The organism is Leclercia sp. M-A074-M, assembly GCF_965195605.1.
Lineage (GTDB): Bacteria > Pseudomonadota > Gammaproteobacteria > Enterobacterales > Enterobacteriaceae > Enterobacter.
This window is the reverse complement of the sequence record NZ_CBDAHM010000006.1, coordinates 90,150-115,624: the sequence shown is the minus strand read 5'-3', so window position 1 is coordinate 115,624 and position 25,475 is coordinate 90,150. Positions and strand designations below refer to the sequence as shown.

Sequence of the window (25,475 nt, the reverse complement as noted above, 5' to 3'; positions counted from 1 at the left end):
GTGATGATGTCCATTTCTTTGAAAACAGTGCTGTTCAGGCGACGTTAGGGTCGTGTATTGCCGCTATTGTCGCATGAAAAAATGGCCCGGCGCAGCAAAATGTCACTACCTTAACTCGTCTCTTCATTGACCAGTTCAATCACCAGTTTTCCCTGTTCCACCAGCACCCGCACCCGGGAATGGGTTTTAAAACCAGCCTCTTCCAGCCAGTCGCCTTTTAAACTCAGCGCGGCGTGTACGCTGTAGCGGGTCGGGATCTTGGTCTTGCGATCCTCATGGCGCTTTCTGAAATACCCCACGGTGAGCTGGCGGCTGGGTCTGGAAATGCTGATATCTGACATAGAAACTCCTTTTTCTCAGGCAAGGATCAGGTGATAAAAACACCTGTATAAAATGCCAGTAAAATGAACCTGAGACAAACGCAGAACTGCGAAGCGTCTTCAGAAAACGAAATGTAAAATATGAAATCGGGCTGAATATCCAGCCTTAAAAGGGTATTATAAATACAACTTATTATTAGGTATCAGACTATGGCAGGAAAACGGATCGCGCGCGAAAAAGAGACCATCCGCAAGATGATCGCGCTCTATGAAAAGCAGTGCCCGCAGGCCTCTATAGAGGCGGGGCATTACGCAGCGCTGAATGCGTATGCCGACAAGCGGCTGGATAAATGCGTGTTTGGCGAAGAGAAACCGGCCTGCAAGCAGTGCCCGGTCCACTGCTACCAGCCCGCGAAGCGTGAAGAGATGAAGCAGGTCATGCGTTGGGCGGGGCCGCGCATGCTCTGGCGTCACCCGATTCTGACGATTTGCCATCTGATTGACGATCGCCGCCCGGTGCCAGAGCTGCCGGAAAAGTACCGCCCGAAAAAGTAACCATTCAGGTGCGCGGCCTGCGCATCGGGCGACAGATTGCCACCATAGCAATTGCACTGCACAGTGGAAACACCGCCAGCACCAGCCACGGAACGATCGCCCCGGTGGATGGCGTCAGCGCCCGATCGAGCAGATCGCCGAGCAGTAAATTTCCCGCCAGCACCGCACAGCCCCCAGCGGTAGCCAGTGCGCCATAGTGCGCACCCAGGGTCGATTCGCTGGCAAACCATGGCACCACATCTTTTCCTGCCGGTACCAGCAGCATCTGCCCGGTGGTCAGCAGGGTGACAAAACAGGCCGCAGGCAGCAGCCGCAGTAACCCCGTGCCCGGCGGCGAAGAGGCAAACAGCGCGACGCTCAGAAACGCGGCGGCGATAAGCAGAAAACCCACCGGCAGGACCCGCACCGCGCCCACCCGACGGGCAAAACGCGCCAGCGGAAGCTGAAAGAGGATCACCAGCCCCGAGGCCAGCATAAACAGCGGGCCAAGATCTTTCTCGCTGCCGCCAGCACGCTGGATCTCCACCGGGAGCGCCAGATAGAGCTGGTTATAGCTCAACAGCCAGCTGCTCCAGGCGATGATAAACGCCACGAACCGCGGCTGGCGAAAGGTGGTCCACCAGGGGGTGATATGCAGCGGCTGGTTTTTTGCTGAGCCTGAAGGTAAACAGAAGAACAGCACTATCAGCGCCACCACGAAGACCGCGGCCCCGGCCAGCGCCACCTGACGAAAACCCAGGCCGGTGAGCAGGGCACCCGCGACCGGGCCCAGGACGGCCCCCAACTCGCCACATACCGCAAAGAGGGCGAACCACTCGGCGCGGCTGCGTTTTCCCTGCGCCTCGCTGCGGGTTCCGGCTTTAGCCAGTAAGGCTTCGATGGAGGGGGAGAAGAGCGCGCCCCCGATCCCGGTGAGGCACGCCCCGGCAATAATGACCGGCAGGCTGTAACCAAAGGCCAGCAGCAGATAGCCCACCACCCGTACAACGCAGCCGCAAAGAATAATGATGCGCGCGCCGTAGCGGTCGGAGAGAGCGCCGCCAACGATAAACATCCCCTGCTGGGAGAAGGTCCGCAGCCCGAGCACCAGCCCGATAACGCCGCCGGAGAGCAGCATATCGTCGCGTAAAAAAATCGCCAGGAAGGGGACGACGGCATAAAAACCAATATTGAAAACAAACTGGCTGCCCAGTAAGACGGGCGGCCAGAGTTGCGTCGCGGGGCGAATGGATAGCACCTGTTATTTTGCCTCAGACGAGGAAGTGAATATGTTTTTTGCCATGATCGGGGGAGAGCTCAATGCGGGTTTTCACCCGGAATATCTCCCACAGCAGCTCTTCGGTCAGGATCGCCTGCGGCGTACCGCTGGCGACAACGCGCCCTTTTTGCATCACGATCAGCGCATCACAGAACATAGAGGCGTGGTTAAGATCGTGAATGGCGACGATGCTGGTGACCGGCAGCTGGCTAATCAACTGCATCAATTGCATCTGATGGTGAATATCCAGGTGGTTAGTGGGTTCATCCAGCAGGATCTCGGTTGGCATTTGCGCCAGCGCCCGGGCGATGTGCACCCGCTGGCGCTCGCCGCCGGAGAGGCTCAGCCAGCCCTGCTCGCTATGATGCAGCATATCCACCGTCTTCAGCGCCTGGTTTACCGTTTCGTCATCCTGCGCCGTCCAGCCGGAGAAAGGGGAGTGGTGCGGAATACGCCCCAGCTTCACCACATCCCGCACGCGCATGTTGGCGTCGGTCATGCCATGCTGTTCCACAAAGGCTACCCGCCGGGCGAGCTGCTTTTTCGGGATGCCACTGATGCTTTTGCCATCCAGCGCGACGGTGCCGCTATGGGGGCGACGTAACCCGGCCAGGATCCGCAGCAGCGAGGATTTGCCGGAGCCGTTTGGCCCCAGCAGGCCGACGGTCTGCCCCTGGGATACTGCCAGCGAGACATTGTCGACGATGACCTTTTTACCCACCTTCCAGGTGATATTTTCAGCAGTGATGCTCATCACTTATTCCTTGAACGGTAGATAATCACAGCAAAGAACGGGACGCCCACCAGCGCGGTAACGACGCCCACCGGCAGGCTTTGCGGAGCGATCAGCAGGCGTGAGGCGATATCCGCCAGCACCATCAGGATGGCACCCGCCAGCGCGCTGGCGATAAGCAGCGTGCGGTGCAGCGGACCAAAGAAGAAGCGCATCATGTGTGGCACCACCAGCCCGACAAAGCCGATGGAACCCGCCATGCTGACGATGGTGGCGGTCATCAGTGCGGTAACGATGAACAGGATCAGCCGCACCCAAGGGACGGCGATCCCCAGCGAGGCGGCGGCATCATCGCCAAAGGTGAAGGCGTCGAGCGCCCGGGCGTACCAGAGGCAGACAGCCAGACCGACCAGCACCGCGACCAGCACCATCTGGAACTCGGGCCATCTCACGCCGCTAAAGCTGCCCAGCAGCCAGAACATCACGTCGCGCGCCTGCTGGGCGCTGGCCGAGGTGCTGACGGTCCAGGCGGTGATGGCGTTAAACAGTTGCGAGGCGGCAACCCCGGCAAGGATGGTGCGTTCACTGCCGCCGCGGGCACCGTTCGTCAGCAGGGCCACAAACGCGAAGGCGGTAAACGCCCCGGCGAAGGCCCCGGCGGAAAGCGTCACGGTACCGCTGCCAATGCCCAGCACGACCACGGAGACCGCCCCGGTTGACGCCCCGGCGGAGACCCCCAGAACGTAAGGTTCGGCGAGGGCGTTTTTCAGCAGGCTTTGCAGCACCGCGCCGCAGATAGCCAGACCCGCACCGCAGCAGGCCGCCACCAGCGCCCGGCTCAGGCGAAAGTCCCAGATCACGCTCTCATAGATGCGATTGAGCGGCACCTCGGTTAAGCCCATTTTATTGGTAATGGCGTAGAACACGCTCTGCAGGGGGATCGACAACTCCCCCACGCTGACGCCAAAAGCGATAACCAGCAGCAGCGCGACCACCGCCAGGAAACCCGAAGCTGGCAACAGCCAGCTCAGGCGGGTCTGTTGTACTACCGCGGTCATTAATTCAGTTCCATTTTTCTGAGCTGTTCACCAATCTGCTCCGCGCCGTAAAGGGTGCGGATGGTCGGGTTCATCGCCTGGCCGTCCATCACCACGATGTGGCCTTTTTTCACCGCGTCGAGCTGGCTGACGGCGGGATCGCTTTTCAGGAATTTGATTTTTTCCTCGGCGTTATCCAGCGCCCAGCGGTTGCGGTCGAGGCTGGAGACCACGATCACGTCCGGGTTGGCCGCGATAATGCTTTCCCAGCCGACGGTCGGCCATTCCGTTTCAGAGGTGATGGCGTTGTGGCCACCCAGCACGTTAGCAATAAAGCCGGAGGCGCTGTTTTTACCGCCGACGTAAGCGTCAGAAGAGGGGGAGGAGCTGGAGAACCAGAAGACAAATGAGAGATCTTTCTTGTTTTTGCTGAACTCAGCCCGCAGGTCGGCTTCACGCTTTTTGAAATCGGCAATCAACGCCTGGCCGCGATCTTCGACGTTAAAGATTTTGGCGAAATCCTCAATCTCTTTATACAGGAAGGTCATATCCCAGAGCTTCTGGCGGCTGCCGTACATATCGCCGATATCTTTTTTGGTGGCGCACATGCCCGGCGACATGTAGCTGTTGACGCCGACGGTGGCCAGATCTTCGCGTTTGGCGACTTTACTCTCTGGCCCCAGTAGCAGCGGCAGCTGGGCCGGAACGAAGTCCGGGTTTTGCGCAAGGATAGACTCCAGCGTCGGGATCTCAACGGTCAGCAATTTAACTTTTTCATTCTTTTCAGCGAGTTCAGGTAGCACTTTGGTCGGCCAGAAGGCGCTGGCGGCAACCTTATCCTGCAGGCCCAGCAGTAAGAGAATTTCTACGGTGTTCTGGCCCAGTGCCACCACGCGCTCTGGCGCTTTGGTGAAGGTCTCTTTATAGCCGCAGTTCTCGATCGTCAGAGGGTAGGTGGTTGCAAAAGCAGAACCGGCTGTCGCGATCAGCAAGCCTAATGCACTGATGATCTTTTTCATGAAACGCTATCCTTCATTAATTTATTGATGACAGCCCGGGAGCATGGCTGAGAATGAATATCATTTATTATGGCGGGGTTTTATACAATGATATATTCACGGTGTCAATGAACGATAATAACGTCATGAAATTATTGGGTTTCATAGGGGATTTGTAGGCCGGGCAAGCGTAGCGCCGCCCGGCGAAGGGGGGTTAATCTAAATCTGCACCATTGCTGGCAATCACTTTCTTGTACCACCAGAACGATTTTTTGCGTTTGCGTTCAAGGGTGCCGTTGCCCGCATCATCACGATCGACATAGATAAAGCCGTAGCGCTTGCTCATCTCGCCGGTGGAGGCGGCAACCAGATCGATGCAGCCCCAGCTGGTGTAGCCCATCAGCGGAATGCCATCTTCAATGGCGTCGCCCATCGCGCGGATATGCTCCCGCAGGTAGCTGATGCGGTAGTCGTCGTTAATCTCACCGTTGGCGTCCATCTCATCCTTCGCGCCTAAGCCGTTCTCCACCAGGAACAGGGGCTTCTGGTAGCGGTCGTACATCATGTTCATGGTAATGCGCAGGCCCAGCGGGTCGATGCCCCAGCCCCACTCGCTGACGTCAATATGCGGGTTACGCAGGGATTTCACGATATTGGCCGCGCTGGTGTTGTTGGCATTCATATCCGCCGAGGCGCAGCGCGAGGCGTAATAGCTGAATGAGACAAAATCGACGGTGTGTGTCAGCAGTGCGTCATCACCCGGATCTTTGACAATCACCACCCCCTTTTCGCGGAACACGCGAGCAGAGTAGGCCGGGTAGCGGCCACGGGCCTGGACGTCGATAAAGAACAGGTTCTCACGATCTTTTTCTAATGCCGTCCACACATCTTCTGGTTTGCAGGAGTAGGGGTAGAAGTTACCGCCCGCCAGCATGCAGCCCACCTGGTTTTGTGGGTTCACCTCGTGGGCAATTTTGGTTGCCAGCGCGCTGGCAACCAGCTCATGGTGGGCGGCCTGATACTTCACCTGATCCTCATTTTCACCTTCCTCAAACACCAGCCCGGCACCGGAGAAGGGGCTGTGCAGCATGATGTTGATCTCGTTGAAGGTGAGCCAGTATTTCACCAGCCCGTTAAATTCTTCGAAGCAGGTGCGGGCGTAGCGGGCGAAAAAATCGACCATCTTGCGGTTGCGCCAGGAGCCATACTCGGTCACCAGATGCATCGGCACGTCAAAGTGGCAGAGGGTCACCAGCGGTTCGATATTGTACTTTTTACACTCCTCGAACACGGCCCGGTAAAAGGCAATCCCTTCTTTATTAGGCAGCGGTTCGTCGCCGTTTGGGTAGAGACGGCTCCAGGCAATGGAGGTACGAAATACCGTGAAGCCCATCTCGGCCATTAAGGCGATATCTTCTTTATAGCGATGGTAAAAATCGATCGCGTCGTGGCTGGGATAGAACTCATCGTCACGCAGCGAAAAGCGTTTTTCCTTGCCGACCTTCACCGCCAGGCGGTTTGCGCCGTGGGGGATCATATCGACGGTGGTCAGGCCCTTGCCGCCCTCGCGGTATGCGCCTTCGCTCTGGTTAGCGGCCAGTGCGCCGCCCCATAAAAATCCTTGTGGAAAAACTGACATTCTTACCTCGCTATAAATTTATGCTTGTGCTGCTTTGGCCTGAACCGGTGCGGATTGCAGCGCGCGTGCTTTTTCTGCTTCGTCTTCTACCGGGATATCTTCAAAGCCCAGAATCAGGGTCAGCACGAAAGAGAGCACCACGGCCAGGGCCATGACTCCGAATACCCAGACGATGGACATCGGGTTGGCCGGGTCGAAGAACTGGACGCTGGTAAACAGGCCCGGCGCCGCCATCGAGTGGCTGGCCAGCCCGGCGATCCCGGCCACGGCGCCGCAGATAAAGCCGCTGATCAGGCTCGCAATTAAAGGACGTTTCAGACGAACCGCCACGCCGTACAGCGCCGGTTCAGAGATCCCGGCCATGATGGCGGAAGCGGCCGCGGCTAGCGCCGTCTGGCGCAGTTCCGGGTTTTTGGTTTTCCAGGCGACCGCCAGCGACGAACCGCCGAGGGAGAGGTTGGCGCCGATTTCTGACGGCATCACCATCCCCTCTTTGCCCGTTTCGGCAATGGTCTGAATGATGGTAGGCGTAAAGACGCGGTGCATCCCGGTCATCACCAGCAGCGGCCACAGCGCGCCCATGATGGCGACGGAGAGCCAGCCCAGATAGCCGTGAATGGTGTAAACCAGCGCGGAGATGCCGCTACCGATCCAGATCCCCAGCGGCCCAATCAGGACGATGGCGAGCGGGGCGGCAATCAGCACGATCAGCATTGGCTTGAGGAAGTTTTTCGTCACCGCCGGGGTGATTTTGTCCACCCAGCGTTCGATATAGGACAGGCACCAGGTCATCACCAGCGCCGGGATCACCGTATAGGTATATTTCACCGCCGTCACCGGCACAAACGCGAACTCAACGTGCTCGCCCTGCGCCGCTTTCGCCATCAGCTCAATAAAACTCGGGTGGACCAGCACGCCCGCAATAGCGATCGCCAGCGACATGTTGGTTTTGAATTTCACCGCCGCAGAGGCGGCCACCATCAGCGGCAGGAAGAAGAACGCGCCGTCGCCGATGACGGTCAGGATCGTCAGCGTCGGATCGCCTTTGGTCAGCACGCCGCTCATCTCAAGGATCATCGCCAGCAGCTTGACCATCGACCCGCCGATGATCGCCGGGATCAGCGGTGACATGGTGCCGATCAGGGCATCAAGAATGCCCGCGCCAATGCGTTTCAGGGTCAGCTTTTGCGGCCCCTGGGGTGCGGCAGGCTGCATGTCGGCGGGCAGCAGGTTGACCACCTCGCGGTAAGCCTGGGAAACGGTATTGCCGATGATCACCTGGCACTGGTTGTCGTTGCGCACGACGCCCAGCACGCCGCTGATGCTTTTCAGCGTCGCGCTGTCGATCAGGCTTTCGTCTTTTGCCACGAAGCGCAGACGGGTCATGCAATGGGTGACCGCGACGATATTCTCTTTGCCGCCGAGCGCGCTGACAACGGCATTCGCCAGCGCAGCATAATTTTTGGCCATCGGGTTGTATCCTGTTTTATCAGTAAGGTACGTCCTCATCGGGGTGAGCGATGAAACTTATATAGGAAACCGGTTCCACAAAATCATGAAGAGTTTCCTGGAATCTAACAAGATCACGTTTTAGCCATTTTTTAAATTCGTGATGGCGATCACCTGGCGTGTTAAAAAGCGTGTGACAGACGCTGCGACAATTTTCACGCGGTGCAGTACACTGCCGCTCACGGGATTAAGACGGAACAGATGCATGACCACGATGCTGGAAGTGGCGAAGCGGGCAGGGGTCTCGAAGGCGACGGTTTCACGGGTGCTTTCGGGCAATGGCTACGTGAGCCAGGAGACAAAAGACAAGGTTTTTCAGGCGATTGAAGAGAGCGGGTATCGGCCTAATTTACTGGCGCGTAACCTGGCGACCAAAAGCACGCAAACCCTTGGGCTGGTGGTGACCAACACCCTCTACCACGGGGTCTATTTCAGCGAGCTGCTGTTCCATGCCGCCAGAATGACCGAAGAGAAGGGACGTCAGCTGATCCTCGCCGACGGTAAGCACAGCGCCGATGAGGAGCGCGAGGCGATTCAGTACCTGCTGGATATGCGCTGCGATGCGATCATCATCTACCCGCGTTTTCTCAGCGTTGATGAGATGGACGAGATCATCCAGAAACACGCCCAGCCGGTGATCGTGCTTAACCGCCGCCTGCGTAAAAACAGCAGCCACTGCGTCTGGTCAGATCATAAAGCCTCCAGCCAGGCGGCGGTATCGACCCTTATCGAGCAGGGCCACCGCGATATCGCGTTTATCACCGGATCGCTCGATTCCCCCACCGGGATCGAACGCCTTTCCGGCTACAAAGAGGCCCTTGCTGCGCACCGCATTCCGCTACGCGAGTCGCTGATTGTCGAGGGTAAATGGCACCCGGCCAGCGGCGCGGCAGGGGTGGCGACGCTGCTGGCGCGCGGCGAGCATTTTACCGCGCTGGTGGCGAGCAATGACGACATGGCGATCGGCGCCATCAAGCAGCTTCACGACAGTGGGGTCGCCGTGCCGGAGGCGGTGTCGGTAGTGGGTTTCGATGACATTGCGATGGCGCCCTACGTGGTACCCTCCCTCTCCAGCGTGCGCGTACCGGTGACAGAGATGGTGAAAGAGACCATCAGCCGTCTGATCTTTATGCTCGATGGTGGGGACTTCACCTTCCGGCAGACCTTCGCCGGAGAGTTGATGCTGCGTGATTCCGTCATCCCCGGCCCGCACCACTGATTTATAGGGCAGCCAGGCACAAGTAAAGCCGAGTCGGCCGCCCGCGGTCAGCGCCATATCCTGCACGTTTTCCAGGGCGTTGAGCGGTGATGGGCTGAGACAGCGCCAGCGAAAAAAGAGGTTCATGCTTCCTGACCTGTCTGAACCAGGCGGCAAGCCAGGTTATTTCCTGGGTGAAGTTTGCCATGTGTCGTCTCCGGTGAAGGAGTAGCGCAACAGTGTAGGCCGGAAAACAGGCTTAAAACCTGACGCGGTTTCATCACTGTTCCGCATTAAAAAAGCCCCGGGCACCGGGGCTGCGAAAGGCAAAATCTGACAAGCATACAACGAGTAGAACAAGAGTTTGAGGGTTAAACAGGTAAGGCTTTCAGCAGGGCGAAGGCCTCCTTCATACGATCTTCGCTGACCACAAAGGCGCGCAGATTGCCCTCGTTGTCGGCCCCTTTCGCCACCATCCCCTGGGCTTCGATGGCGATCTGCCAGTTCAAATCCTGGCGCTGGGTTTCGCCTGCCAGGTGCAGCGGCAGTTCCGGCGTTTTGACCTTCACCAGCATCGCAGGCAGTTTCAGTGGCGTACTGGCCCCGAGCAGATTCTTCGCCAGATACATGGCGCTTAACTGGATCGGCTGCAGGAACGGCAGCACCTGACCGTTAATTTCGGCGCAGTCGCCCAGAGCATAAATATCGGGCCGGGTGGTTTGCAGATAGCTGTCGACCTTTACCCCGCGATCTGTTTCTGCACCGGCCCGCTGTGCCAGCCCGATTTCCGGGCGCAGGCCAGTGGCGGCAATCACCACATCGACTTCAAGGCAGCGATCCCGATCCAGCAGGGCGCAGATCCCAGTGTCGGTTTGGGTCAGGCTTTGCAGCTGGGATTTCAGCAGCAGATGCACCCCCATATCGGTCAGCCGGTGTTGTAAGCGACTGCTCACTTCGGCGGGCATCAGCGCGGAGAGAATGCTGGCGGAATGGTCAACCAGGGTGACCTCTTTCCCGGCCCGGCAAAAATCCATCGCCAGTTCGCTGCCGATAAGACCTGCGCCAACAATCATCACCCGTCGGGCGTCACGCAGGGTGCTTTCACAGGCCCGGTACTCCGTCTGGCTGTTCAGGGTCAGCATCAGCTCGCGGCCTGCAACCGGCGGCACAAAGGCCGAGGCTCCGGTTGCCAGCACCAGTTTGTCATAGGACCACTGCTTGTCTTTCCCTTTGACCACGTGGGCTGCGGCGTCGATGTCGGTGACCCAGGTGTAGGGAAACAGGCGCAGGTTAAACTGTTCGGCAAACTCTCCCGCCGTCTGGCGGGTGAGGTCGTCGGCCTGCTGGCGCTGACTGATAACGTGGCTTAAGTCTGGCTTGTTGTACTCATCCATGCTGTCCGCTGCAATAAGCGTCAGCGGGACGTTCGCATCCTGTTTACGGATGTTTTTCACCAGCTGGCGGGCGGCGAAGCCCGAGCCGATGATGACGATACCGTGGCTCATTTTGCCTCCGATGCCAGTTCTTCAAATACATCTTTACCAAGGGAACATTCCGGGCAGAGGAAGTTGTCCGGCACGTCGCTCCACGGGGTACCTGGCGCGACGTCCTGCAGCGGCTCGCCGAGGGTTGGATCGTAGATCCACTGGCATACGCTGCACTGCATGCAGGGGCCGAGGTCGGCGGTGGTCTCTTCGACGCTGGCGCTTTCTTCCGCCTGAGCGGCAGGTTTCACGCTGGCTTCAGGCAGCGGAGCGAGCGCCCACTGACGGGCAATATCGCGACCATGCTGACGGCAGACTTCCAGCGCATCGAGATCCGGGCGCCATTTCGCCTTCAGGCTCATCGACATTTCAAAACCCGCGTCCTGCAAACGGGTGGAGAGACGGTCTACCGCGCCGCCACTCCAGCCGTGAGAGCCGAAGGCGCTGGCACGTTTGTTACGGAAGCGCAGGCCGGTCATCTCTTCCACCAGGCCGGCAATTTTCGGCATCATCACGTTGTTCATGGTGGAGGTACCCACCAGCACGCCTTTTGAGCGGAAGACGTTCGTGAGAATGTCGTTTTTATCGCTGCGGGCGACGTTAAAGATTTTCACCGCCACGTTCGGGTCAACTTCATTAATGCCCTGGGCGATGGCGTCGGCCATCATGCGGGTATTGTTGGACATGGTGTCGTAGAAAATGGTGATGCGGTCTTCCTGATAATCCGCCGCCCATTTCAGGTACAGCTCGACGATCTGCGTAGGGTTATCACGCCATACCACACCGTGAGAGGTGGCAATCATATCCACCGGCAGGTTAAAGCCGAGGATCTCGGTGATTTTTGGCGTCACCAGACGGCTGAACGGGGTGAGGATGTTGGCGTAGTAGCGCTGGCACTGCTCAAAGAGTTCGGCCTGATCCACTTCGTCATTGAACAGACGTTCGTCGCAGTAGTGCTGGCCGAAGGCGTCGTTACTGAAGAGCACCGCGTCGCCGGTCATGTAGGTCATCATGCTGTCCGGCCAGTGCAGCATCGGGGTTTCCACGAAGATCAGCTGTTTGCCGTTGCCGATATCCAGAGAGTCGCCGGTTTTCACCACGTTGAAGTTCCACTCCGGATGGTGGTGATGGCCGGTGATGGAGTCGATGGCGTTGGCGGTGCAGTAGATCGGGGTGTCCGGGATGCAGGACATCAGCTCGGTCAGCGCCCCGGCATGGTCCTCTTCCGCATGGTTAATGATGATGTAGTCGATATCGGCCAGGTCGATTTCACTGCGCAGGTTCTGCACGAACTCGCGGCTGAATTTATGATCGACGGTATCGATCAGGACGTTTTTCTCTTCCCGGATGAGATAGCTGTTATAGCTGCTGCCGCGCAGCGTTTTGTACTCCGTTCCGTGAAAATCACGTACTTCCCAGTCACGTTGACCAACCCAATGAATATTGTTTTTAACCAGAATAGACATAGCAACCTCAACTTAATACAGCGCAATTAAATGAAAGATGTCATGCCTATTGCAGGGTGCGTGCCAACTTTTTAAGTTATTAATTTTTAATGGTTTTAAAAATAACTGCACTCTTATGGTAGTCAATTTGACTGTGTTTGTTATAGTCAATATGACACTGTGTATTGTCAAAATGACAATGAGGCGAGAATGAGTTTTTCTGTAGAGGTGCTGGCGAAAATCGCCATTGAATTGCAGAGCGGCATCGGCCATCAGGATCGCTTTCAGCGGCTGATCTCCACTCTGCGCCACGTGCTGGAGTGCGATGCCTCGGCGCTGCTGCGCTACGAAGGGCGTCAGTTTATCCCGCTGGCGATCGACGGGCTGGCGCAGGATGTGCTGGGGCGGCGCTTCACCCTTGAAGGCCATCCGCGGCTGGAGACCATCGCCCGCGCCGGGGATGTGGTGCGCTTCCCGGCCGACAGCGACCTGCCCGATCCCTACGACGGGTTGATCCCCGGTCAGGAGAGTCTGAAGGTGCACGCCTGTATCGGCCTGCCGCTGTTTGCCGGGCAGAACCTGATTGGCGCGCTGACCCTCGATGGCATGTCGCCGGACCAGTTCGACACCTTCAGCGACGAAGAGTTGAGGCTGATTGCCGCCCTGGCCGCCGGGGCGCTGAATAATGCCCTGCTGATTGAGCAGCTCGAGAGCCAGAACACCCTCTCCACCCGCCCGACGGGGTTTGAGCAGGTAAAAAGCACCGAGATGATTGGCCTCTCGCCGGGCATGATGAGCTTGAAAAAAGAGATTGAGATTGTCGCCGCCTCCGACCTGAACGTGCTGATCGAAGGGGAGACCGGCACCGGTAAAGAGCTGGTGGCCAAAGCCATTCACCAGGCTTCTCCCCGGGCGGTGAATCCGCTGGTCTATCTCAACTGTGCCGCGCTGCCGGAAAGCGTGGCGGAGAGCGAGCTCTTTGGTCACGTCAAAGGGGCGTTTACCGGGGCCATCAGCAACCGCAGCGGCAAGTTTGAGATGGCCGATAACGGCACGCTGTTCCTGGATGAGATTGGCGAGCTGTCGCTGGCGCTGCAGGCTAAGCTGCTGCGCGTATTGCAGTATGGCGATATCCAGCGGGTGGGCGATGACCGCAGCCTGCGGATCGACGTGCGGGTGCTGGCCGCCACCAACCGCGATCTGCGTGAAGAGGTGCTGGCCGGGAACTTCCGCGCCGATCTGTACCACCGCCTGAGTGTGTTTCCGCTTTCGGTGCCGCCGCTGCGCGAGCGTGGCGAAGATGTGGTACTGCTGGCAGGCTATTTCTGTGAACAGTGCCGGTTGCGGATGGGGTTATCCCGGGTGGTGCTAAGCCCCGGCGCCCGGGCGCATCTGCTGAGCTACGCCTGGCCGGGCAACGTGCGCGAACTGGAACATGCCATTCACCGGGCGGTAGTACTGGCCCGGGCGGCGCGGGCAGGGGATGAAGTGGTGATCCACGCGCAGCACTTTGCTCTGCATGATGAGAGCACACCCGTGGTGACGCCGGAGACGCCGCGCGTTGAGAATCAGAACCTGCGTGAGGCGACGGAGGCGTTTCAGCGCCAGATGATTGTCCGGGCGCTGGAGCAGAACAGCCGCAACTGGGCGGCGAGCGCGAGGGCGCTGGAGACGGACGTCGCCAACCTGCACCGGCTGGCGAAACGTCTGGGTCTTAAGGGTTAGAGAATGCCTGCCTGGTAGAAATCCTGCAGGTTGATGGCACCGCACAGGCGGCCATGGCTATCCACCACCGGCGCGGCGGTGATTTTGCGCTTCATCAAGAGCTCTTTGGCTTCAATGGCGCGGCTGTCGGCATTCAGCGTCAGGCCACCGGCGGTCATGGCGTTGCTGACGGCAATCTCCAGTTTGCCGCCGCTCACCAGCCAGCGGCGCAGGTCGCCGTCGGTGAAGACCCCTTTGACCTGCTGGACATCATCACAGACCGCCACCAGCCCCAGTCCGGTACGGCTCAGCTCCAGCATCGCGTCCATCACGCTGGTATTCAGTTTCACCTGCGGGATAGCCTCGTCGGTGCGCATCAGGTGGTGCACTTTATTCAGCAGGCGTGCTCCCAGGGCGCCTGCCGGGTGCGAGCGGGCAAAATCCTCTTCATTAAACCCGCGGGCCTGCATCACCGCCATCGCCAGCGCATCGCCCATCATCAGCGTGTTGACGGTGCTGGAGGTCGGCGCAAGGTGCATCGGACAGGCTTCGCGCTCCACCGAAATATCCAGCGTAGCGTTGGCGGCCAGCGCCAGCGGCGAGCGGGACTTGCCGGTCATCGCCAGCAGCGCCACCGATTTTTCCTGCAAACGCGGGAGGATCAAATCCAGCTCTTTTGCCGAGCCGGAGTAGGAGATAAAGAGCAGCACGTCGCGACTCTCAATCATCCCCAGATCGCCGTGCAGGGCTTCAGCAGGGTGGACAAAAAAGGCGGGGGTGCCGGTGCTGGCAAGGGTCGCGGCAATCTTCTTGCCGATATGCCCGGATTTGCCGATGCCCGAGACGATCACCTTCCCGTCGCAGTGAATAATGGTATTGGCTGCGCGAACAAAATCTTCCCCCAGACGGTCCGGCAGGCGGCTGGCCTCCTGCAGTTCCAGCATCAGGGTCTGGCGACCCGCGTTTAACAGAAAATCACTCATCACGCTCTCCGGTTACAATCACGTCGATTCCTTTCTCTTCCAGCGCTTTCTTAAACGCCGGATCGATGCCCGCGTCGGTAATCAGCTTATCGACGCTCTCCAGGCTACAGACAATATTCGGGCTTTTACGGCCAAACTTTGACGAGTCCGCCATCAGGATCACCTCCCTGGCGGCATTGCACATCGCTTTACTGACGCTGAACACTTCATTGAAGGTGGTGACGCCCGCGTTGAGGTCGATGCCGTCGGTGCCCATAAACAGGCGGTCGAAGCTGAAATGGTCGAAGGCGTTCTCCGCAAGCTGGCCGTGAAACGAGGCCGACTTTTTGCGGAAGGTGCCGCCGGGCATCAGGATGGTTTGTTCATTGTCGAATTCGGAAAGGGCGTTGACGATATGCAGGCTGTTGGTCATCACCGTGATGTTATTGAAGCGGCTCAGCATTGGCACCATCTGCAGAACCGTGCTGCCCGCATCGAGGATAATGGAGTCGCCGTCATGGATAAATTTTACCGCGGCGTCAGCGATTAACGCCTTCTGATGGGTGTTGATGAGCGTCTTGTGATCGATAGGCGGGTCGGCCTCGTCTTTATTCAGCACCACGCCGCCATAGGTGCGGATCACCGCCCCGGCGTTTTCCAGGATCACCAGATCCTTGCGGATTGTGGTGCCGGTGGTATCAAAGTAGTGGGCCAGATCCTCAACCGAACATTTTCCCTGTTTTTGCAAATGGTCGAGTATGGCCGCCTGCCGCTGGCGGGGTTTCATAGGCGTTGAGTTCCTTAGGTTGCGAAATGATAATTTCGCAAGCGTATAACGTTCACAACGAAATTATCCATGTTTCAATTTAAGCGCTAATGATAGTGCATCCTGACAGAGCGAATCATTGGGAAAGATCACATCGGGCTCTAATTCCTGCAACGCGGTGCCGTTAATCGCTGCAATTTTCACCGGTCGGGCAAAGACCGTCAGCCCACGCATCATCAAGGAGTCACAGACCCGGTGGTTATCATCCAGCGCAATGGCGACAATCACCCGCGGCTTAAAGCGACCGCCGGAGCGGCCCACGCCCACGCGCCCTTTCTGGCAAAGGGCGTCAAAGGCGCGGTTAAAACGATGGATTTGCCAGCCGCCGAGTGCCAGCTGGCACAGCCAGGCGATAACAGCGACGGTGATCAGGGTGGTGACCATGTTTAGCTCCTGTGCTATGGCCGGGCGGCGATACGCTTGCCCGGCCTGGGGTTCGGGGTTTGTAGCCCCGGTAAGCGCAGCGCCCCCGGGGAATGAACTCAGAACATCACCTGCCCACCGGTGACATTGATCGACTGCCCGGTGCAGTAAGAGGCTTTCGGGCTGGCATAAAACAGCAGCATATTCAGCACGTCCTGATAGTCGCAGCCGCGCTTCAGCGGCACTTTATCGATGTAGTATTGCTCCACCTGATCCTCATTAATGCCAAGTTTGGTGGCGTACTGCGGCAGCAGGGACTGGAACATCGGCGATTTCAGCAGGTTGCCGAGCATCAGGGAATGCACGGTAATGCCATATTCCGCCAGATCCAGCGCCAGGGACTGCGTCAGCCCCACGCCGCCGAACTTGGCCGCGCTGTAGCCGGAGTTGTGCTTGCTGCCCACCTTGCCGGATTTGGAGTTGATCTGAATGATGCGCCCGGCAATGCCGTCGCGGATCATCAGGCGCGAGAACTCCCGGGCGCAGAGGAAATAGCCCACCAGGTTCACCTGCAATGAACGGTCGAAATCCCCCAGCTCCACATCGCTGATAAATGCCGCTTTGGCGATCCCGGCGCTGTAGACCAGCAGATCGGTGCGGCCAAAAATCTCGTCCACGCCGCGGGCGAGAGCCAGCACGCTCTGCTCGCTGGTGGCGTCAGCGCCAAATCCCCAGGCCATCCCGTTACCGAATTCGGTATTGATGGCGTCCGCCACGCGGGCGGCCTTTTCACTCTGGATATCGACTACCGCCACGCGGTAACCCTCTGCGGCAAGCCCACGGCAGAGGAACTCCCCTAAGGTTTGTCCTCCACCAATGACAACGGCAACCTGACTCATATTTCTCTCCTTAATTACGCAACAAATTTTAATGTGCAGCCTGGGGTAACAGCCTGTGGAACCGGGCCCGCCACGTGAACCGTGCCGGGGTACTCCGCCTGGAGCCGACCATCGAAACGCAGGGTGATGTGGCCCAGCTCGCGCAGGTTTTGTTCGGCCACGTCGCCCACGGCGGTGACGGCATAGCGCGTTTCGCCCAGCTCCAGCTCGCTTCCGACCTTCAGTTCGCCATTGAGCTCCCCGTGGCAGTGGATAAAACAGAATTCCTCAATATCTGCCGGGGCCCCTTCACGAAAGGTGATCAGCATCTGGTCGCTCAGCGCATCCGGGGCGCTCTGGCCGATGCGGGTAATGGTGGTCTGGTAAATCACGGTCATCAGGAATTCCTCTTATTGATAAATAAAGCCGGAGACGAACCAGGCGATCAGCACCGTTGGCGCACCAGTCAGGAAGCGGCTTACCAGCACCGAAGGGACGCCGACGCGTACGGTCTCCTGGCGCGCTTCAGCCAGCGACAGCCCCACCGGGATAAAGTCACAGGCGGCCTGGGCATTAATGGCGAACAGCGCGGGCAGGGCGAGGTGCGGGGGAATATTGCCCAGCCCAATCTGCACGCCAATCAGTACGCCAATGACCTGGGCGATGACCGCGCCGGGACCGAGGAACGGCGACAGCAGCGGGAAGGAGCAGATCAGCGCCAGGGTCACCAGCCCGAGCGGATGACTGGCCAGCGGAGCCAGGCCGTGGGCGATCCAGTCCCCCAGCCCGGAGGCCATGATGATGCCGATCAGCGCCGAGACGAAGGCCATGAACGGCAGGATGGTTTTCAGCACCGTATCGATGGTGTCGCGCCCGGACTGGAACAGGACCGCAACCGCAGAGCCCATTCCCATCCCGACTTTTGCCAGCAGACCGTCGCTCTGCTCGGTGATCTTCTTGCTGGTGTCATATTCGCGCGGCGCGTGCTTTTTGGCTGGTGCAGCCCCGTCTACCAGCGTGATGTTCTCTTCTTTTACGCCTGAGACGTAAATGTCCTCCACGATATGCTGCGCCAGCGGGCCGGATTTCCCCGTCGAATGAATATTGACGGTGGGAATGCGCCGTTTCGGGTAGATGCCGCAGCGCAGGGTGCCGCCGCAGTCGATCACCGCCACGCCGATCTCCGCTTCCGGCGGCTCGCCCTCTTTAAAGCCGTCCATCGCTTCCCAGCCGGTGAGTTCGCGCAGCTTGTCGACGATAGCCGGGCGGGTGCCCGCGGTGATGTAGACGATTTTTTTGCCTTCGGTGGCGTCGAACTCCAGCGGGCCGCCCCAGCCACCCGTGCCTTTTTCAATGCGGATCCGGCTCATGCTGTGGCTCCCTTAAGCTGGACGTTCTGTTCAAGCTGAATGCCCATCTTCTTTTCGAAAATGGCGGTGGTGAGATCGGTCACCCAGCCGCGGAAGAAGTTAGTCACCAGGCCGACCACCAGGTAGCTCACCGCCAGCGGGCCGAGCGGCAGGCCGAGGGTGGTCAGGCCGCTGGCGATCCCCAGATAGACAAACAGCTCGCCCGGGTTGATATGCGGGAACAGGCCGTTCATGGAGTGGCAGCTGTAGGATGCTGCCGCGTAGTAGCTCGGCTTGTAGCGTTCGGGCATAAAGCGCCCGAGGCTCAGGGTCATGGGGTTACAAAACACAAAGGTGCCAATGCAGGGCAGCAGCAGATAGCGGGAAAGGGGGTTACCTGCGCAGCGCTGGGCCAGCTTTTCAATCCGCTGCTGGCCGATAAAGTTGATCAGCGCATTCATGATCACCAGCAGGCTGATCAGCAGCGGCAGAATGCCGGTGACCATGCTGGTAAAGACTTCGCCACCTTTCTGAAACAGCCCGATAAACCACTCGGCGCCATGGGTGATGATTTCTATCATTATTTTCTCCTGTAGGGTATGTTCGCTCTGGCGGAGTAATAATAATCACTTTGAAAGGTTTTAAAGTGTTAAATAGATCCCACAATGAAAGAAAAAGTGATTATTTTGAAAGATAATAAGAAAGGTGACGGCGGCGTGGTGAAGAAGAGACTGAATTTACCTTTAGGCAGCGTAAAGATTTTGCCGGGTGCGTGTGCGCCCCTTCCTTGAGGTGTCCCGGATGCTTTACCATACTTGCCACTTATCGAATTCGTGAATGGATGTGTCATGTTCAAGCGTCGTTACGCAGCGCTACTCCCTGCGCTTATTCTGCTCTCCGCATGCAGTAGTAAACCGAAGACCGAAGAGGTCCAGCAAACGGCAGGCGCCCCTTCCGGCGGCTTCCTGCTGGAGCCTCAGCATAATGTGATGCAGATGGGGGGCGACTTTGCCAATAACCCTGCGGCGGAGCAGTTCATCGACAAAATGGTGAGCAAGCACGGCTTTAACAAAGCCCAGCTACAGGAGATCCTCTCCCAGGCGAAACGTCTGGATTATGTATTGCGACTGATGGATCGTCAGGCGCCGACCACCCAGCCTCCGGCCGGACCGAACGGCGCATGGCTGCGCTATCGCAAGCAGTTTATTACCCCGGACAACGTGCAGAATGGCGTGGCGTTCTGGAATCAGTATCAGGATGCACTGACCCGTGCCCAGCAGGTTTACGGCGTGCCGCCGGAGATCATCGTCGGGATTATCGGCGTGGAGACCCGCTGGGGCCGGGTGATGGGAAAAACCCGCATTCTTGATGCGCTGGCGACCCTCTCCTTTAACTACCCGCGCCGGGCGGAATACTTCTCCTCTGAGCTGGAAACCTTCCTGCTGATGGCCCGTGACGAGCAGGACGACCCGCTGGATCTGAAAGGCTCCTTTGCCGGGGCGATGGGCTACGGCCAGTTTATGCCCTCCTCCTATAAGCAGTATGCGGTCGATTTCAATGGGGACGGGCACATCAACCTGTGGGATCCTGAAGATGCCATTGGCAGCGTTGCCAACTACTTTAAAGAGCATGGCTGGACGCCAGGCCAGCCGGTCGCGGTTATGGCTAACGGCCAGGCACCGGGGCTGGAGAACGGCTTTAAAACCCGCTACAGCGCGGCACAGCTGACCTCTGCCGGCCTCACGCCGCAGCAGCCGCTGAACGGCAATCAGCAGGTGAGCCTGCTACGTCTGGATATTGGCACCGGTTATCAGTACTGGTACGGCCTGCCGAACTTCTACACCATCACCCGCTACAACCACAGTACGCACTATGCGATGGCGGTCTGGCAACTGGGGCTGGCGGTGGCCCAGGCGAGGGCGGCCTCGCCGTTCAGTTAACGCCTGAAAACGTGGGTGGCTTACGCCACTCACGTTTCACTCCTGGCCGGATGGCTACGTTTATTTTTTCTGAATCCCCCTCGTAAAAGCGCCACCTCATCCTCATATCTACCGACTAAAGTGCTATCTTGTGCTGCACGTTTTTATGGAGACAAAACGAGATGAGTGACCATGAATTAATGCAGCTCAGTGAGAGGGTAGGGCAGGCGCTGAAACAGCGCGGTGCCACGGTCACCACGGCTGAGTCCTGTACCGGTGGCTGGGTGGCGAAAGCTATCACCGATATCGCGGGCAGTTCCGCCTGGTTTGAACGCGGTTTTGTCACCTACAGTAATGAAGCGAAAGCGCAGATGATTGGGGTTCGTGAGCCCACGCTCATCGAGCACGGCGCGGTGAGTGAACCGGTGGTCATTGAAATGGCGATTGGCGCCCTGCGTGCTGCCCGGGCGGACTATGCTATCTCTATTAGCGGCATCGCCGGGCCGGACGGTGGCAGCGAGGAAAAGCCTGTTGGAACAGTGTGGTTTGGCTTTGCGACGGCCCAAGGGGAGGGGATTACCCGCCGGGAATGCTTTAGCGGCGACCGTGAAAGCGTGCGTCGTCAGGCCACCGTTTATGCGTTAAAAACGCTCTGGCAACATTTTCTACAAAACACTTGATACTGTATGAGCATACAGTATAATTGCTGCAACAGAACAGAAATCCAAGGTGAAGCGCAGTTGTTTCACCCGGCATGAGAGGAAAAAATGGCTATCGACGAAAACAAACAGAAAGCGTTGGCGGCAGCACTGGGCCAGATCGAAAAGCAATTCGGTAAAGGTTCCATCATGCGCCTGGGTGAAGATCGTTCCATGGATGTAGAAACTATCTCCACCGGTTCGCTTTCTCTGGATATTGCACTGGGTGCTGGCGGCCTGCCTATGGGTCGTATCGTAGAGATCTACGGGCCAGAATCCTCCGGTAAAACCACCCTGACCTTACAGGTTGTGGCTGCTGCACAGCGCGAGGGCAAAACCTGTGCCTTTATCGATGCTGAGCACGCGCTGGATCCGGTTTACGCACGTAAACTGGGTGTTGATATCGACAACCTGCTCTGCTCGCAGCCGGATACCGGTGAGCAGGCACTGGAAATCTGTGACGCACTGGCGCGCTCTGGCGCAGTTGACGTAATCATCGTCGACTCCGTAGCGGCGCTGACGCCAAAAGCAGAAATCGAAGGCGAAATCGGTGACTCTCACATGGGCCTCGCGGCACGTATGATGAGCCAGGCGATGCGTAAGCTGGCCGGTAACCTGAAGCAGTCCAACACGCTGCTGATCTTCATCAACCAGATCCGTATGAAGATCGGTGTGATGTTCGGTAACCCGGAAACCACCACCGGTGGTAACGCGCTGAAATTCTACGCCTCCGTGCGTCTGGATATCCGCCGTATCGGTGCCGTTAAAGACGGTGAGAACGTGGTGGGTAGCGAAACGCGTGTGAAAGTGGTTAAGAACAAAATCGCTGCACCGTTCAAACAGGCTGAATTCCAGATCCTCTACGGCGAAGGCATCAACTTCTACGGCGAACTGGTTGACCTCGGCGTGAAAGAGAAGCTGATTGAGAAAGCGGGCGCCTGGTACAGCTACAACGGCGACAAGATTGGTCAGGGTAAAGCGAATGCTATCTCCTGGCTGAAAGAGAACCCGGCAGCAGCGAAAGAGATTGAGAAGAAGGTACGCGATCTGCTTCTCAACAATCAGGATGCTAAGCCAGACTTCACTGCGGATGACGCAGACGTAGAAGAAACCAACGAAGATTTCTAATCACTTGATGTAATAAAAGGGCTGCGATTGCGGCCCTTTTTTGCATTTGTTTTTCAGCAGGTGCTTTATGAGTGAATCATCCCCCCGACGCCCCGCCTGGAACCGTCTGCTTGATCGCGCAGTACGCATACTGAGCGTGCGCGACCATAGCGAACAGGAGCTGCGCCGCAAACTCATGGCGCCGGTCATGAGCAAAAACGGCCCGGAACAAATCGACGCGACCGCGGAAGATTATGACCGCGTTATTGCCTGGTGTTACGAGCATAACTATCTGGACGATAGCCGCTTCGTCTCTCGCTTTATCGCCAGCCGCAGCCGTAAAGGTTATGGCCCGGCGCGTATCCGCCAGGAGCTTAATCAGAAAGGTATCCCACGGGAAATCACAGAACGCGCGATGCGTGAATGCGAGATTGACTGGTGCGAACTGGCGCGGGAACAGGCGGTGCGAAAATACGGCGAACCGCTGCCGCGTGAATTTTCAGAAAAAGTCAAAATCCAGCGCTTTTTGCTCTACCGCGGTTTCCTGATGGAGGATATACAGGATATCTGGCGTAATTTTATCGATTGAACGCATGCGGGATTTTACTTCCCTCCAAAGAAAACTTATCTTATTCCCACTTTTTACAGTAGCTGGTCCGTCCAACAACGGTTGCGTAGTGACCCGCTGTGACATTTCGTTAGCTTGATTTCAGGATAATTATGAGCAAGAGCACCGCTGAGATCCGACAGGCGTTTCTCGATTTTTTCCATAGTAAGGGACATCAGGTTGTTGCCAGCAGCTCCCTGGTACCGAACAACGATCCAACTTTACTTTTTACCAACGCCGGGATGAACCAGTTCAAGGATGTCTTCCTTGGTCTCGACAAGCGTAATTATTCCCGCGCGACCACCTCACAGCGTTGTGTACGTGCGGGTGGTAAACATAACGATCTGGAAAACGTCGGTTATACCGCACGTCACCACACCTTCTTCGAGATGCTGGGTAACTTCAGCTTTGGCGACTATTTCAAACATGACGCTATCCAGTACGCATGGGAACTGCTGACCGGTGAAAACTGGTTCAACCTGCCGAAAGAGCGCCTGTGGGTTACCGTCTACGAAACCGACGATGAAGCCTATGAAATCTGGGAAAAAGAGGTGGGTATCCCGCGCGAACGTATTATTCGCATCGGCGATAACAAAGGCGCCCCGTACGCGTCTGACAACTTCTGGCAGATGGGCGATACCGGTCCGTGCGGTCCTTGCACCGAAATCTTCTACGATCACGGCGACCACATCTGGGGCGGCCCTCCTGGCAGCGCAGAAGAAGACGGCGACCGTTACATCGAGATCTGGAACATCGTCTTCATGCAGTTCAACCGTCAGATCGACGGCACCATGGAGCCACTGCCGAAGCCATCCGTAGATACCGGTATGGGTCTGGAGCGTATTGCCGCAGTACTGCAGCACGTTAACTCCAACTACGACATCGATCTGTTCAGCACTCTGATTAAGTCCGTTGCCGACGTGACTGGCGCGACCGACCTGAGCAACAAATCCCTGCGCGTGATTGCCGACCACATCCGCTCCTGTGCATTCCTGATTGCTGACGGCGTGATCCCATCGAATGAAAACCGCGGCTACGTGCTGCGCCGTATCATTCGCCGCGCGATCCGCCACGGCAACATGCTGGGCGCGAAAGATACCTTCTTCTATAAGCTGGTGGGGCCGCTGATTGGCGTTATGGGCGCAGCGGGCGAAGAGCTGAAACGTCAGCAGGCGCAGGTTGAGCAGGTTCTGAAAACCGAAGAAGAGCAGTTTGCCCGTACGCTGGAACGTGGCCTGACCCTGCTGGACGACGAGCTGTCGAAGCTGAAAGGCGACACTCTGGATGGTGAAACCGCCTTCCGTCTGTACGACACCTATGGTTTCCCGGTTGACCTGACGGCTGATGTTTGCCGCGAGCGCAACATTAAAGTTGACGAAGCGGGCTTCGAAGCGGCAATGGAAGAGCAGCGCCGTCGTGCGCGTGAATCCAGCGGGTTCGGCGCCGATTACAACGCCATGATCCGCGTTGATGGCAGCAGCGAATTTGAAGGTTACGAGCATCTGGAAACCAACGGCACAGTAACAGCCCTGTTTGTTGACGGCAAAGCCGTGGAGAGCATCAGCGCGGGCCAGACTGCCGTTGTGGTTCTGGACAAGACGCCGTTCTACGCGGAATCAGGCGGCCAGGTGGGTGATAAAGGCGAACTGAAAGGCAATGGTTTCAGCTTTGCCGTCAGCGACACGCAGAAATATGGTCAGGCAATCGGCCACCAGGGGACGCTGGCATCCGGCGAACTGAAAGTGGGCGAGGGCGTTCAGGCTATCGTTGACGAAGCGCGCCGCGCACGTATTCGTCTGAACCACTCCGCGACGCACCTGATGCACGCCGCGCTGCGCCAGGTTCTGGGTACGCACGTTGCCCAGAAAGGCTCCCTGGTAAATGACAAAGTGCTGCGTTTCGACTTCTCCCATTTTGAAGCGATGAAACCGGCAGAAATCCGCGCGGTGGAAGATCTGGTTAACGCTCAGATCCGTCGTAACCTGCCGATCGAAACCAACATCATGGACCTCGAGGCGGCGAAGAACAAAGGCGCAATGGCCCTGTTCGGCGAGAAGTATGACGACCGTGTACGTGTGCTGAGCATGGGTGACTTCTCCACCGAGCTGTGTGGTGGTACGCACGCCAGCCGTACGGGCGACATCGGTCTGTTCCGCATCGTGTCCGAATCCGGTACCGCGGCAGGCGTTCGTCGTATCGAAGCGGTCACCGGTGAAGGCGCGATTGCCAGCCTGCATGCTGAGAGCGATCAGCTGCACGACATCGCGCAGCTGCTGAAGGGCGACAGCCAGAACCTGGGCGAGAAAGTGCGCAGCGTGATGGAACGTACCCGCCAACTGGAAAAAGAACTCCAGCAGCTGAAAGAGCAGGCTGCGGTTGCGGAGAGCGCAAACCTCTCCAGCAAAGCGGTTGAAATTAAAGGCGTTAAACTGCTGGTCAGCGAGCTGACGGGCGTTGAGCCGAAAATGCTTCGTACCATGGTCGACGATCTCAAGAACCAGCTCGGTTCAACGGTTATCGTTCTGGCAACGGTAGCGGAAGGTAAGGTTTCTCTGATTGCGGGCGTATCTAAGGACGTGATCGACCGTGTGAAAGCAGGGGAGCTGATTGGTATGGTCGCTCAGCAAGTGGGCGGTAAAGGCGGTGGTCGTCCTGACATGGCGCAAGCCGGTGGTACGGACGCTGCGGCCCTCCCGGCAGCACTGGCCAGTGTAGAAAGCTGGGTAAATTCGAAACTGTAATAATTACAAAGCGTAATCAGACGCCATAACGACACCGTTATGGCGTACTGCGCTCTACGCTATCCATAATGATAAAGTCAGGTTGAGTTTGTGTATATCGGCTAAACTTACGTTTAACAGATTGTGATGCCGTGACTACCTACAC

25 protein-coding genes are annotated in these 25,475 nt (G+C 57.8%); 9 read left to right on the top strand and 16 right to left on the bottom strand.

Annotated elements, in window-relative coordinates; translation table 11 throughout:
- Nucleotides 1-110: 110 nt before the first annotated feature.
- Nucleotides 111-341: a SymE family type I addiction module toxin gene (locus tag ACOKCT_RS13805; protein ID WP_159339789.1), complete on the bottom strand. Its 231-nt coding sequence runs from the start codon at nucleotides 339-341 to the stop codon at nucleotides 111-113.
- Between the two features lie 189 nt (nucleotides 342-530).
- On the opposite strand from ACOKCT_RS13805, the gene ACOKCT_RS13800 reads away from it, so the two are divergent.
- Nucleotides 531-875, top strand: coding sequence for a nitrous oxide-stimulated promoter family protein (locus tag ACOKCT_RS13800; protein WP_103180902.1), 345 nt, complete (start codon nucleotides 531-533; stop codon nucleotides 873-875).
- Nucleotides 876-879: 4 nt separating this feature from the next.
- On the opposite strand, the gene ACOKCT_RS13795 is transcribed toward ACOKCT_RS13800, so the two are convergent.
- The 6 genes from ACOKCT_RS13795 to ascF form a co-directional block, all read right to left on the bottom strand.
- Complete coding sequence (locus ACOKCT_RS13795; protein ID WP_420193575.1) at nucleotides 880-2,112, bottom strand: MDR family MFS transporter; 1,233 nt, start codon at nucleotides 2,110-2,112, stop codon at nucleotides 880-882.
- A 13-nt stretch (nucleotides 2,113-2,125) separates the two neighbouring features.
- Nucleotides 2,126-2,887, bottom strand: coding sequence for an ABC transporter ATP-binding protein (locus ACOKCT_RS13790; RefSeq protein WP_103180900.1), 762 nt, complete (start codon nucleotides 2,885-2,887; stop codon nucleotides 2,126-2,128).
- On the bottom strand, nucleotides 2,887-3,924 hold the full coding sequence (locus tag ACOKCT_RS13785) for a FecCD family ABC transporter permease (protein ID WP_156655155.1): 1,038 nt from the start codon (nucleotides 3,922-3,924) through the stop codon (nucleotides 2,887-2,889). Before ACOKCT_RS13785 ends, ACOKCT_RS13790 begins: the two co-directional genes overlap by 1 nt.
- The gene (locus ACOKCT_RS13780) at nucleotides 3,924-4,922 is read right to left on the bottom strand and encodes an ABC transporter substrate-binding protein (protein ID WP_103180898.1); all 999 of its coding nucleotides are present in this window, start codon (nucleotides 4,920-4,922) and stop codon (nucleotides 3,924-3,926) included. Before ACOKCT_RS13780 ends, ACOKCT_RS13785 begins: the two co-directional genes overlap by 1 nt.
- Before the next feature lie 193 nt (nucleotides 4,923-5,115).
- Nucleotides 5,116-6,540: a 6-phospho-beta-glucosidase gene (locus ACOKCT_RS13775; RefSeq protein WP_336998131.1), complete on the bottom strand. Its 1,425-nt coding sequence runs from the start codon at nucleotides 6,538-6,540 to the stop codon at nucleotides 5,116-5,118.
- An 18-nt stretch (nucleotides 6,541-6,558) separates the two neighbouring features.
- Entirely contained in the window at nucleotides 6,559-8,010 is a 1,452-nt protein-coding gene (gene ascF, locus ACOKCT_RS13770) for a PTS cellobiose/arbutin/salicin transporter subunit IIBC (protein WP_103180896.1), read from the bottom strand.
- Between the two features lie 244 nt (nucleotides 8,011-8,254).
- Here ascF and ACOKCT_RS13765 point away from each other — a divergent pair, with 244 nt between their 5' ends.
- Nucleotides 8,255-9,268: a LacI family DNA-binding transcriptional regulator gene (locus tag ACOKCT_RS13765; protein ID WP_103180895.1), complete on the top strand. Its 1,014-nt coding sequence runs from the start codon at nucleotides 8,255-8,257 to the stop codon at nucleotides 9,266-9,268.
- 350 nt (nucleotides 9,269-9,618) lie between these two features.
- Here the strand turns inward: ACOKCT_RS13765 and norW are convergent, their stop codons facing one another.
- Together norW and norV are read right to left on the bottom strand one after the other, a co-directional pair.
- Complete coding sequence (gene norW / locus ACOKCT_RS13760; protein WP_103180893.1) at nucleotides 9,619-10,752, bottom strand: NADH:flavorubredoxin reductase NorW; 1,134 nt, start codon at nucleotides 10,750-10,752, stop codon at nucleotides 9,619-9,621.
- On the bottom strand, nucleotides 10,749-12,197 hold the full coding sequence (gene norV, locus ACOKCT_RS13755; RefSeq protein WP_159339784.1) for an anaerobic nitric oxide reductase flavorubredoxin: 1,449 nt from the start codon (nucleotides 12,195-12,197) through the stop codon (nucleotides 10,749-10,751). The genes norW and norV overlap by 4 nt, the downstream gene beginning before the upstream one ends.
- A 189-nt stretch (nucleotides 12,198-12,386) precedes the next feature.
- Here norV and norR point away from each other — a divergent pair, with 189 nt between their 5' ends.
- Complete coding sequence (gene norR / locus ACOKCT_RS13750) at nucleotides 12,387-13,901, top strand: nitric oxide reductase transcriptional regulator NorR (RefSeq protein ID WP_420193574.1); 1,515 nt, start codon at nucleotides 12,387-12,389, stop codon at nucleotides 13,899-13,901.
- On the opposite strand, the gene gutQ is transcribed toward norR, so the two are convergent.
- From gutQ to srlA, 7 genes are all read right to left on the bottom strand, one after another.
- Entirely contained in the window at nucleotides 13,898-14,863 is a 966-nt protein-coding gene (gene gutQ / locus ACOKCT_RS13745) for an arabinose-5-phosphate isomerase GutQ (RefSeq protein WP_103180890.1), read from the bottom strand. The two genes, norR and gutQ, sit on opposite strands and share 4 nt — an antisense overlap.
- On the bottom strand, nucleotides 14,856-15,629 hold the full coding sequence (gene srlR / locus ACOKCT_RS13740) for a glucitol operon DNA-binding transcriptional repressor SrlR (RefSeq protein ID WP_103180889.1): 774 nt from the start codon (nucleotides 15,627-15,629) through the stop codon (nucleotides 14,856-14,858). Before srlR ends, gutQ begins: the two co-directional genes overlap by 8 nt.
- 63 nt (nucleotides 15,630-15,692) lie before the next feature.
- On the bottom strand, nucleotides 15,693-16,052 hold the full coding sequence (gutM, locus tag ACOKCT_RS13735) for a transcriptional regulator GutM (protein WP_103180888.1): 360 nt from the start codon (nucleotides 16,050-16,052) through the stop codon (nucleotides 15,693-15,695).
- Between the two features lie 98 nt (nucleotides 16,053-16,150).
- On the bottom strand, nucleotides 16,151-16,930 hold the full coding sequence (gene srlD / locus ACOKCT_RS13730; RefSeq protein ID WP_103180887.1) for a sorbitol-6-phosphate dehydrogenase: 780 nt from the start codon (nucleotides 16,928-16,930) through the stop codon (nucleotides 16,151-16,153).
- Between the two features lie 14 nt (nucleotides 16,931-16,944).
- Complete coding sequence (srlB, locus tag ACOKCT_RS13725; protein WP_103180886.1) at nucleotides 16,945-17,307, bottom strand: PTS glucitol/sorbitol transporter subunit IIA; 363 nt, start codon at nucleotides 17,305-17,307, stop codon at nucleotides 16,945-16,947.
- Between the two features lie 12 nt (nucleotides 17,308-17,319).
- Nucleotides 17,320-18,279 carry a PTS glucitol/sorbitol transporter subunit IIB gene (srlE, locus tag ACOKCT_RS13720; RefSeq protein ID WP_103180885.1) on the bottom strand — a complete coding sequence of 320 codons (960 nt, stop codon included), beginning with the start codon at nucleotides 18,277-18,279 and terminating at the stop codon, nucleotides 17,320-17,322.
- Nucleotides 18,276-18,839, bottom strand: a complete 564-nt coding sequence (gene srlA, locus ACOKCT_RS13715; protein ID WP_103180884.1) for a PTS glucitol/sorbitol transporter subunit IIC — start codon at nucleotides 18,837-18,839, stop codon at nucleotides 18,276-18,278. The genes srlE and srlA overlap by 4 nt, the downstream gene beginning before the upstream one ends.
- Before the next feature lie 84 nt (nucleotides 18,840-18,923).
- Between srlA and ACOKCT_RS13710 the strand changes: the two genes are divergently transcribed.
- From ACOKCT_RS13710 to alaS, 6 genes are all read left to right on the top strand, one after another.
- The gene (locus tag ACOKCT_RS13710; RefSeq protein ID WP_259935559.1) at nucleotides 18,924-19,049 is read left to right on the top strand and encodes a hypothetical protein; all 126 of its coding nucleotides are present in this window, start codon (nucleotides 18,924-18,926) and stop codon (nucleotides 19,047-19,049) included.
- Between the two features lie 57 nt (nucleotides 19,050-19,106).
- A complete protein-coding gene (mltB, locus tag ACOKCT_RS13705; RefSeq protein WP_156655151.1) occupies nucleotides 19,107-20,198 on the top strand; it encodes a lytic murein transglycosylase B in 1,092 nt (363 codons plus the stop codon).
- A 161-nt stretch (nucleotides 20,199-20,359) separates the two neighbouring features.
- The gene (gene pncC, locus ACOKCT_RS13700; RefSeq protein ID WP_103180882.1) at nucleotides 20,360-20,857 is read left to right on the top strand and encodes a nicotinamide-nucleotide amidase; all 498 of its coding nucleotides are present in this window, start codon (nucleotides 20,360-20,362) and stop codon (nucleotides 20,855-20,857) included.
- An 87-nt stretch (nucleotides 20,858-20,944) separates the two neighbouring features.
- Nucleotides 20,945-22,003: a recombinase RecA gene (gene recA / locus ACOKCT_RS13695; protein ID WP_103180881.1), complete on the top strand. Its 1,059-nt coding sequence runs from the start codon at nucleotides 20,945-20,947 to the stop codon at nucleotides 22,001-22,003.
- Between the two features lie 67 nt (nucleotides 22,004-22,070).
- Nucleotides 22,071-22,571 carry a recombination regulator RecX gene (gene recX / locus ACOKCT_RS13690; RefSeq protein ID WP_420193573.1) on the top strand — a complete coding sequence of 167 codons (501 nt, stop codon included), beginning with the start codon at nucleotides 22,071-22,073 and terminating at the stop codon, nucleotides 22,569-22,571.
- 131 nt (nucleotides 22,572-22,702) lie between these two features.
- A complete protein-coding gene (alaS, locus tag ACOKCT_RS13685; protein ID WP_156655150.1) occupies nucleotides 22,703-25,330 on the top strand; it encodes an alanine--tRNA ligase in 2,628 nt (875 codons plus the stop codon).
- Nucleotides 25,331-25,475: the final 145 nt, after the last annotated feature.

Coding starts and splice junctions, on each gene's coding strand:
- ACOKCT_RS13790 (WP_103180900.1), bottom strand. CDS start 2,887: ATGAGCATCACTGCTGAAAATATCACCTGGAAGGTGGGTAAAAAGGTC.
- gutM (WP_103180888.1), bottom strand. CDS start 16,052: ATGGTCACCACCCTGATCACCGTCGCTGTTATCGCCTGGCTGTGCCAG.
- ACOKCT_RS13785 (WP_156655155.1), bottom strand. CDS start 3,924: ATGACCGCGGTAGTACAACAGACCCGCCTGAGCTGGCTGTTGCCAGCT.
- mltB (WP_156655151.1), top strand. CDS start 19,107: ATGTTCAAGCGTCGTTACGCAGCGCTACTCCCTGCGCTTATTCTGCTC.
- ACOKCT_RS13805 (WP_159339789.1), bottom strand. CDS start 341: ATGTCAGATATCAGCATTTCCAGACCCAGCCGCCAGCTCACCGTGGGG.
- ACOKCT_RS13710 (WP_259935559.1), top strand. CDS start 18,924: ATGAAAGAAAAAGTGATTATTTTGAAAGATAATAAGAAAGGTGACGGC.
- ACOKCT_RS13765 (WP_103180895.1), top strand. CDS start 8,255: ATGACCACGATGCTGGAAGTGGCGAAGCGGGCAGGGGTCTCGAAGGCG.
- recX (WP_420193573.1), top strand. CDS start 22,071: ATGAGTGAATCATCCCCCCGACGCCCCGCCTGGAACCGTCTGCTTGAT.
- srlB (WP_103180886.1), bottom strand. CDS start 17,307: ATGACCGTGATTTACCAGACCACCATTACCCGCATCGGCCAGAGCGCC.
- srlA (WP_103180884.1), bottom strand. CDS start 18,839: ATGATAGAAATCATCACCCATGGCGCCGAGTGGTTTATCGGGCTGTTT.
- ACOKCT_RS13775 (WP_336998131.1), bottom strand. CDS start 6,540: ATGTCAGTTTTTCCACAAGGATTTTTATGGGGCGGCGCACTGGCCGCT.
- alaS (WP_156655150.1), top strand. CDS start 22,703: ATGAGCAAGAGCACCGCTGAGATCCGACAGGCGTTTCTCGATTTTTTC.
- srlR (WP_103180889.1), bottom strand. CDS start 15,629: ATGAAACCCCGCCAGCGGCAGGCGGCCATACTCGACCATTTGCAAAAA.
- norV (WP_159339784.1), bottom strand. CDS start 12,197: ATGTCTATTCTGGTTAAAAACAATATTCATTGGGTTGGTCAACGTGAC.
- srlD (WP_103180887.1), bottom strand. CDS start 16,930: ATGAGTCAGGTTGCCGTTGTCATTGGTGGAGGACAAACCTTAGGGGAG.
- ACOKCT_RS13800 (WP_103180902.1), top strand. CDS start 531: ATGGCAGGAAAACGGATCGCGCGCGAAAAAGAGACCATCCGCAAGATG.
- srlE (WP_103180885.1), bottom strand. CDS start 18,279: ATGAGCCGGATCCGCATTGAAAAAGGCACGGGTGGCTGGGGCGGCCCG.
- gutQ (WP_103180890.1), bottom strand. CDS start 14,863: ATGAGTGATTTTCTGTTAAACGCGGGTCGCCAGACCCTGATGCTGGAA.
- pncC (WP_103180882.1), top strand. CDS start 20,360: ATGAGTGACCATGAATTAATGCAGCTCAGTGAGAGGGTAGGGCAGGCG.
- ACOKCT_RS13780 (WP_103180898.1), bottom strand. CDS start 4,922: ATGAAAAAGATCATCAGTGCATTAGGCTTGCTGATCGCGACAGCCGGT.
- recA (WP_103180881.1), top strand. CDS start 20,945: ATGGCTATCGACGAAAACAAACAGAAAGCGTTGGCGGCAGCACTGGGC.
- norR (WP_420193574.1), top strand. CDS start 12,387: ATGAGTTTTTCTGTAGAGGTGCTGGCGAAAATCGCCATTGAATTGCAG.
- norW (WP_103180893.1), bottom strand. CDS start 10,752: ATGAGCCACGGTATCGTCATCATCGGCTCGGGCTTCGCCGCCCGCCAG.
- ascF (WP_103180896.1), bottom strand. CDS start 8,010: ATGGCCAAAAATTATGCTGCGCTGGCGAATGCCGTTGTCAGCGCGCTC.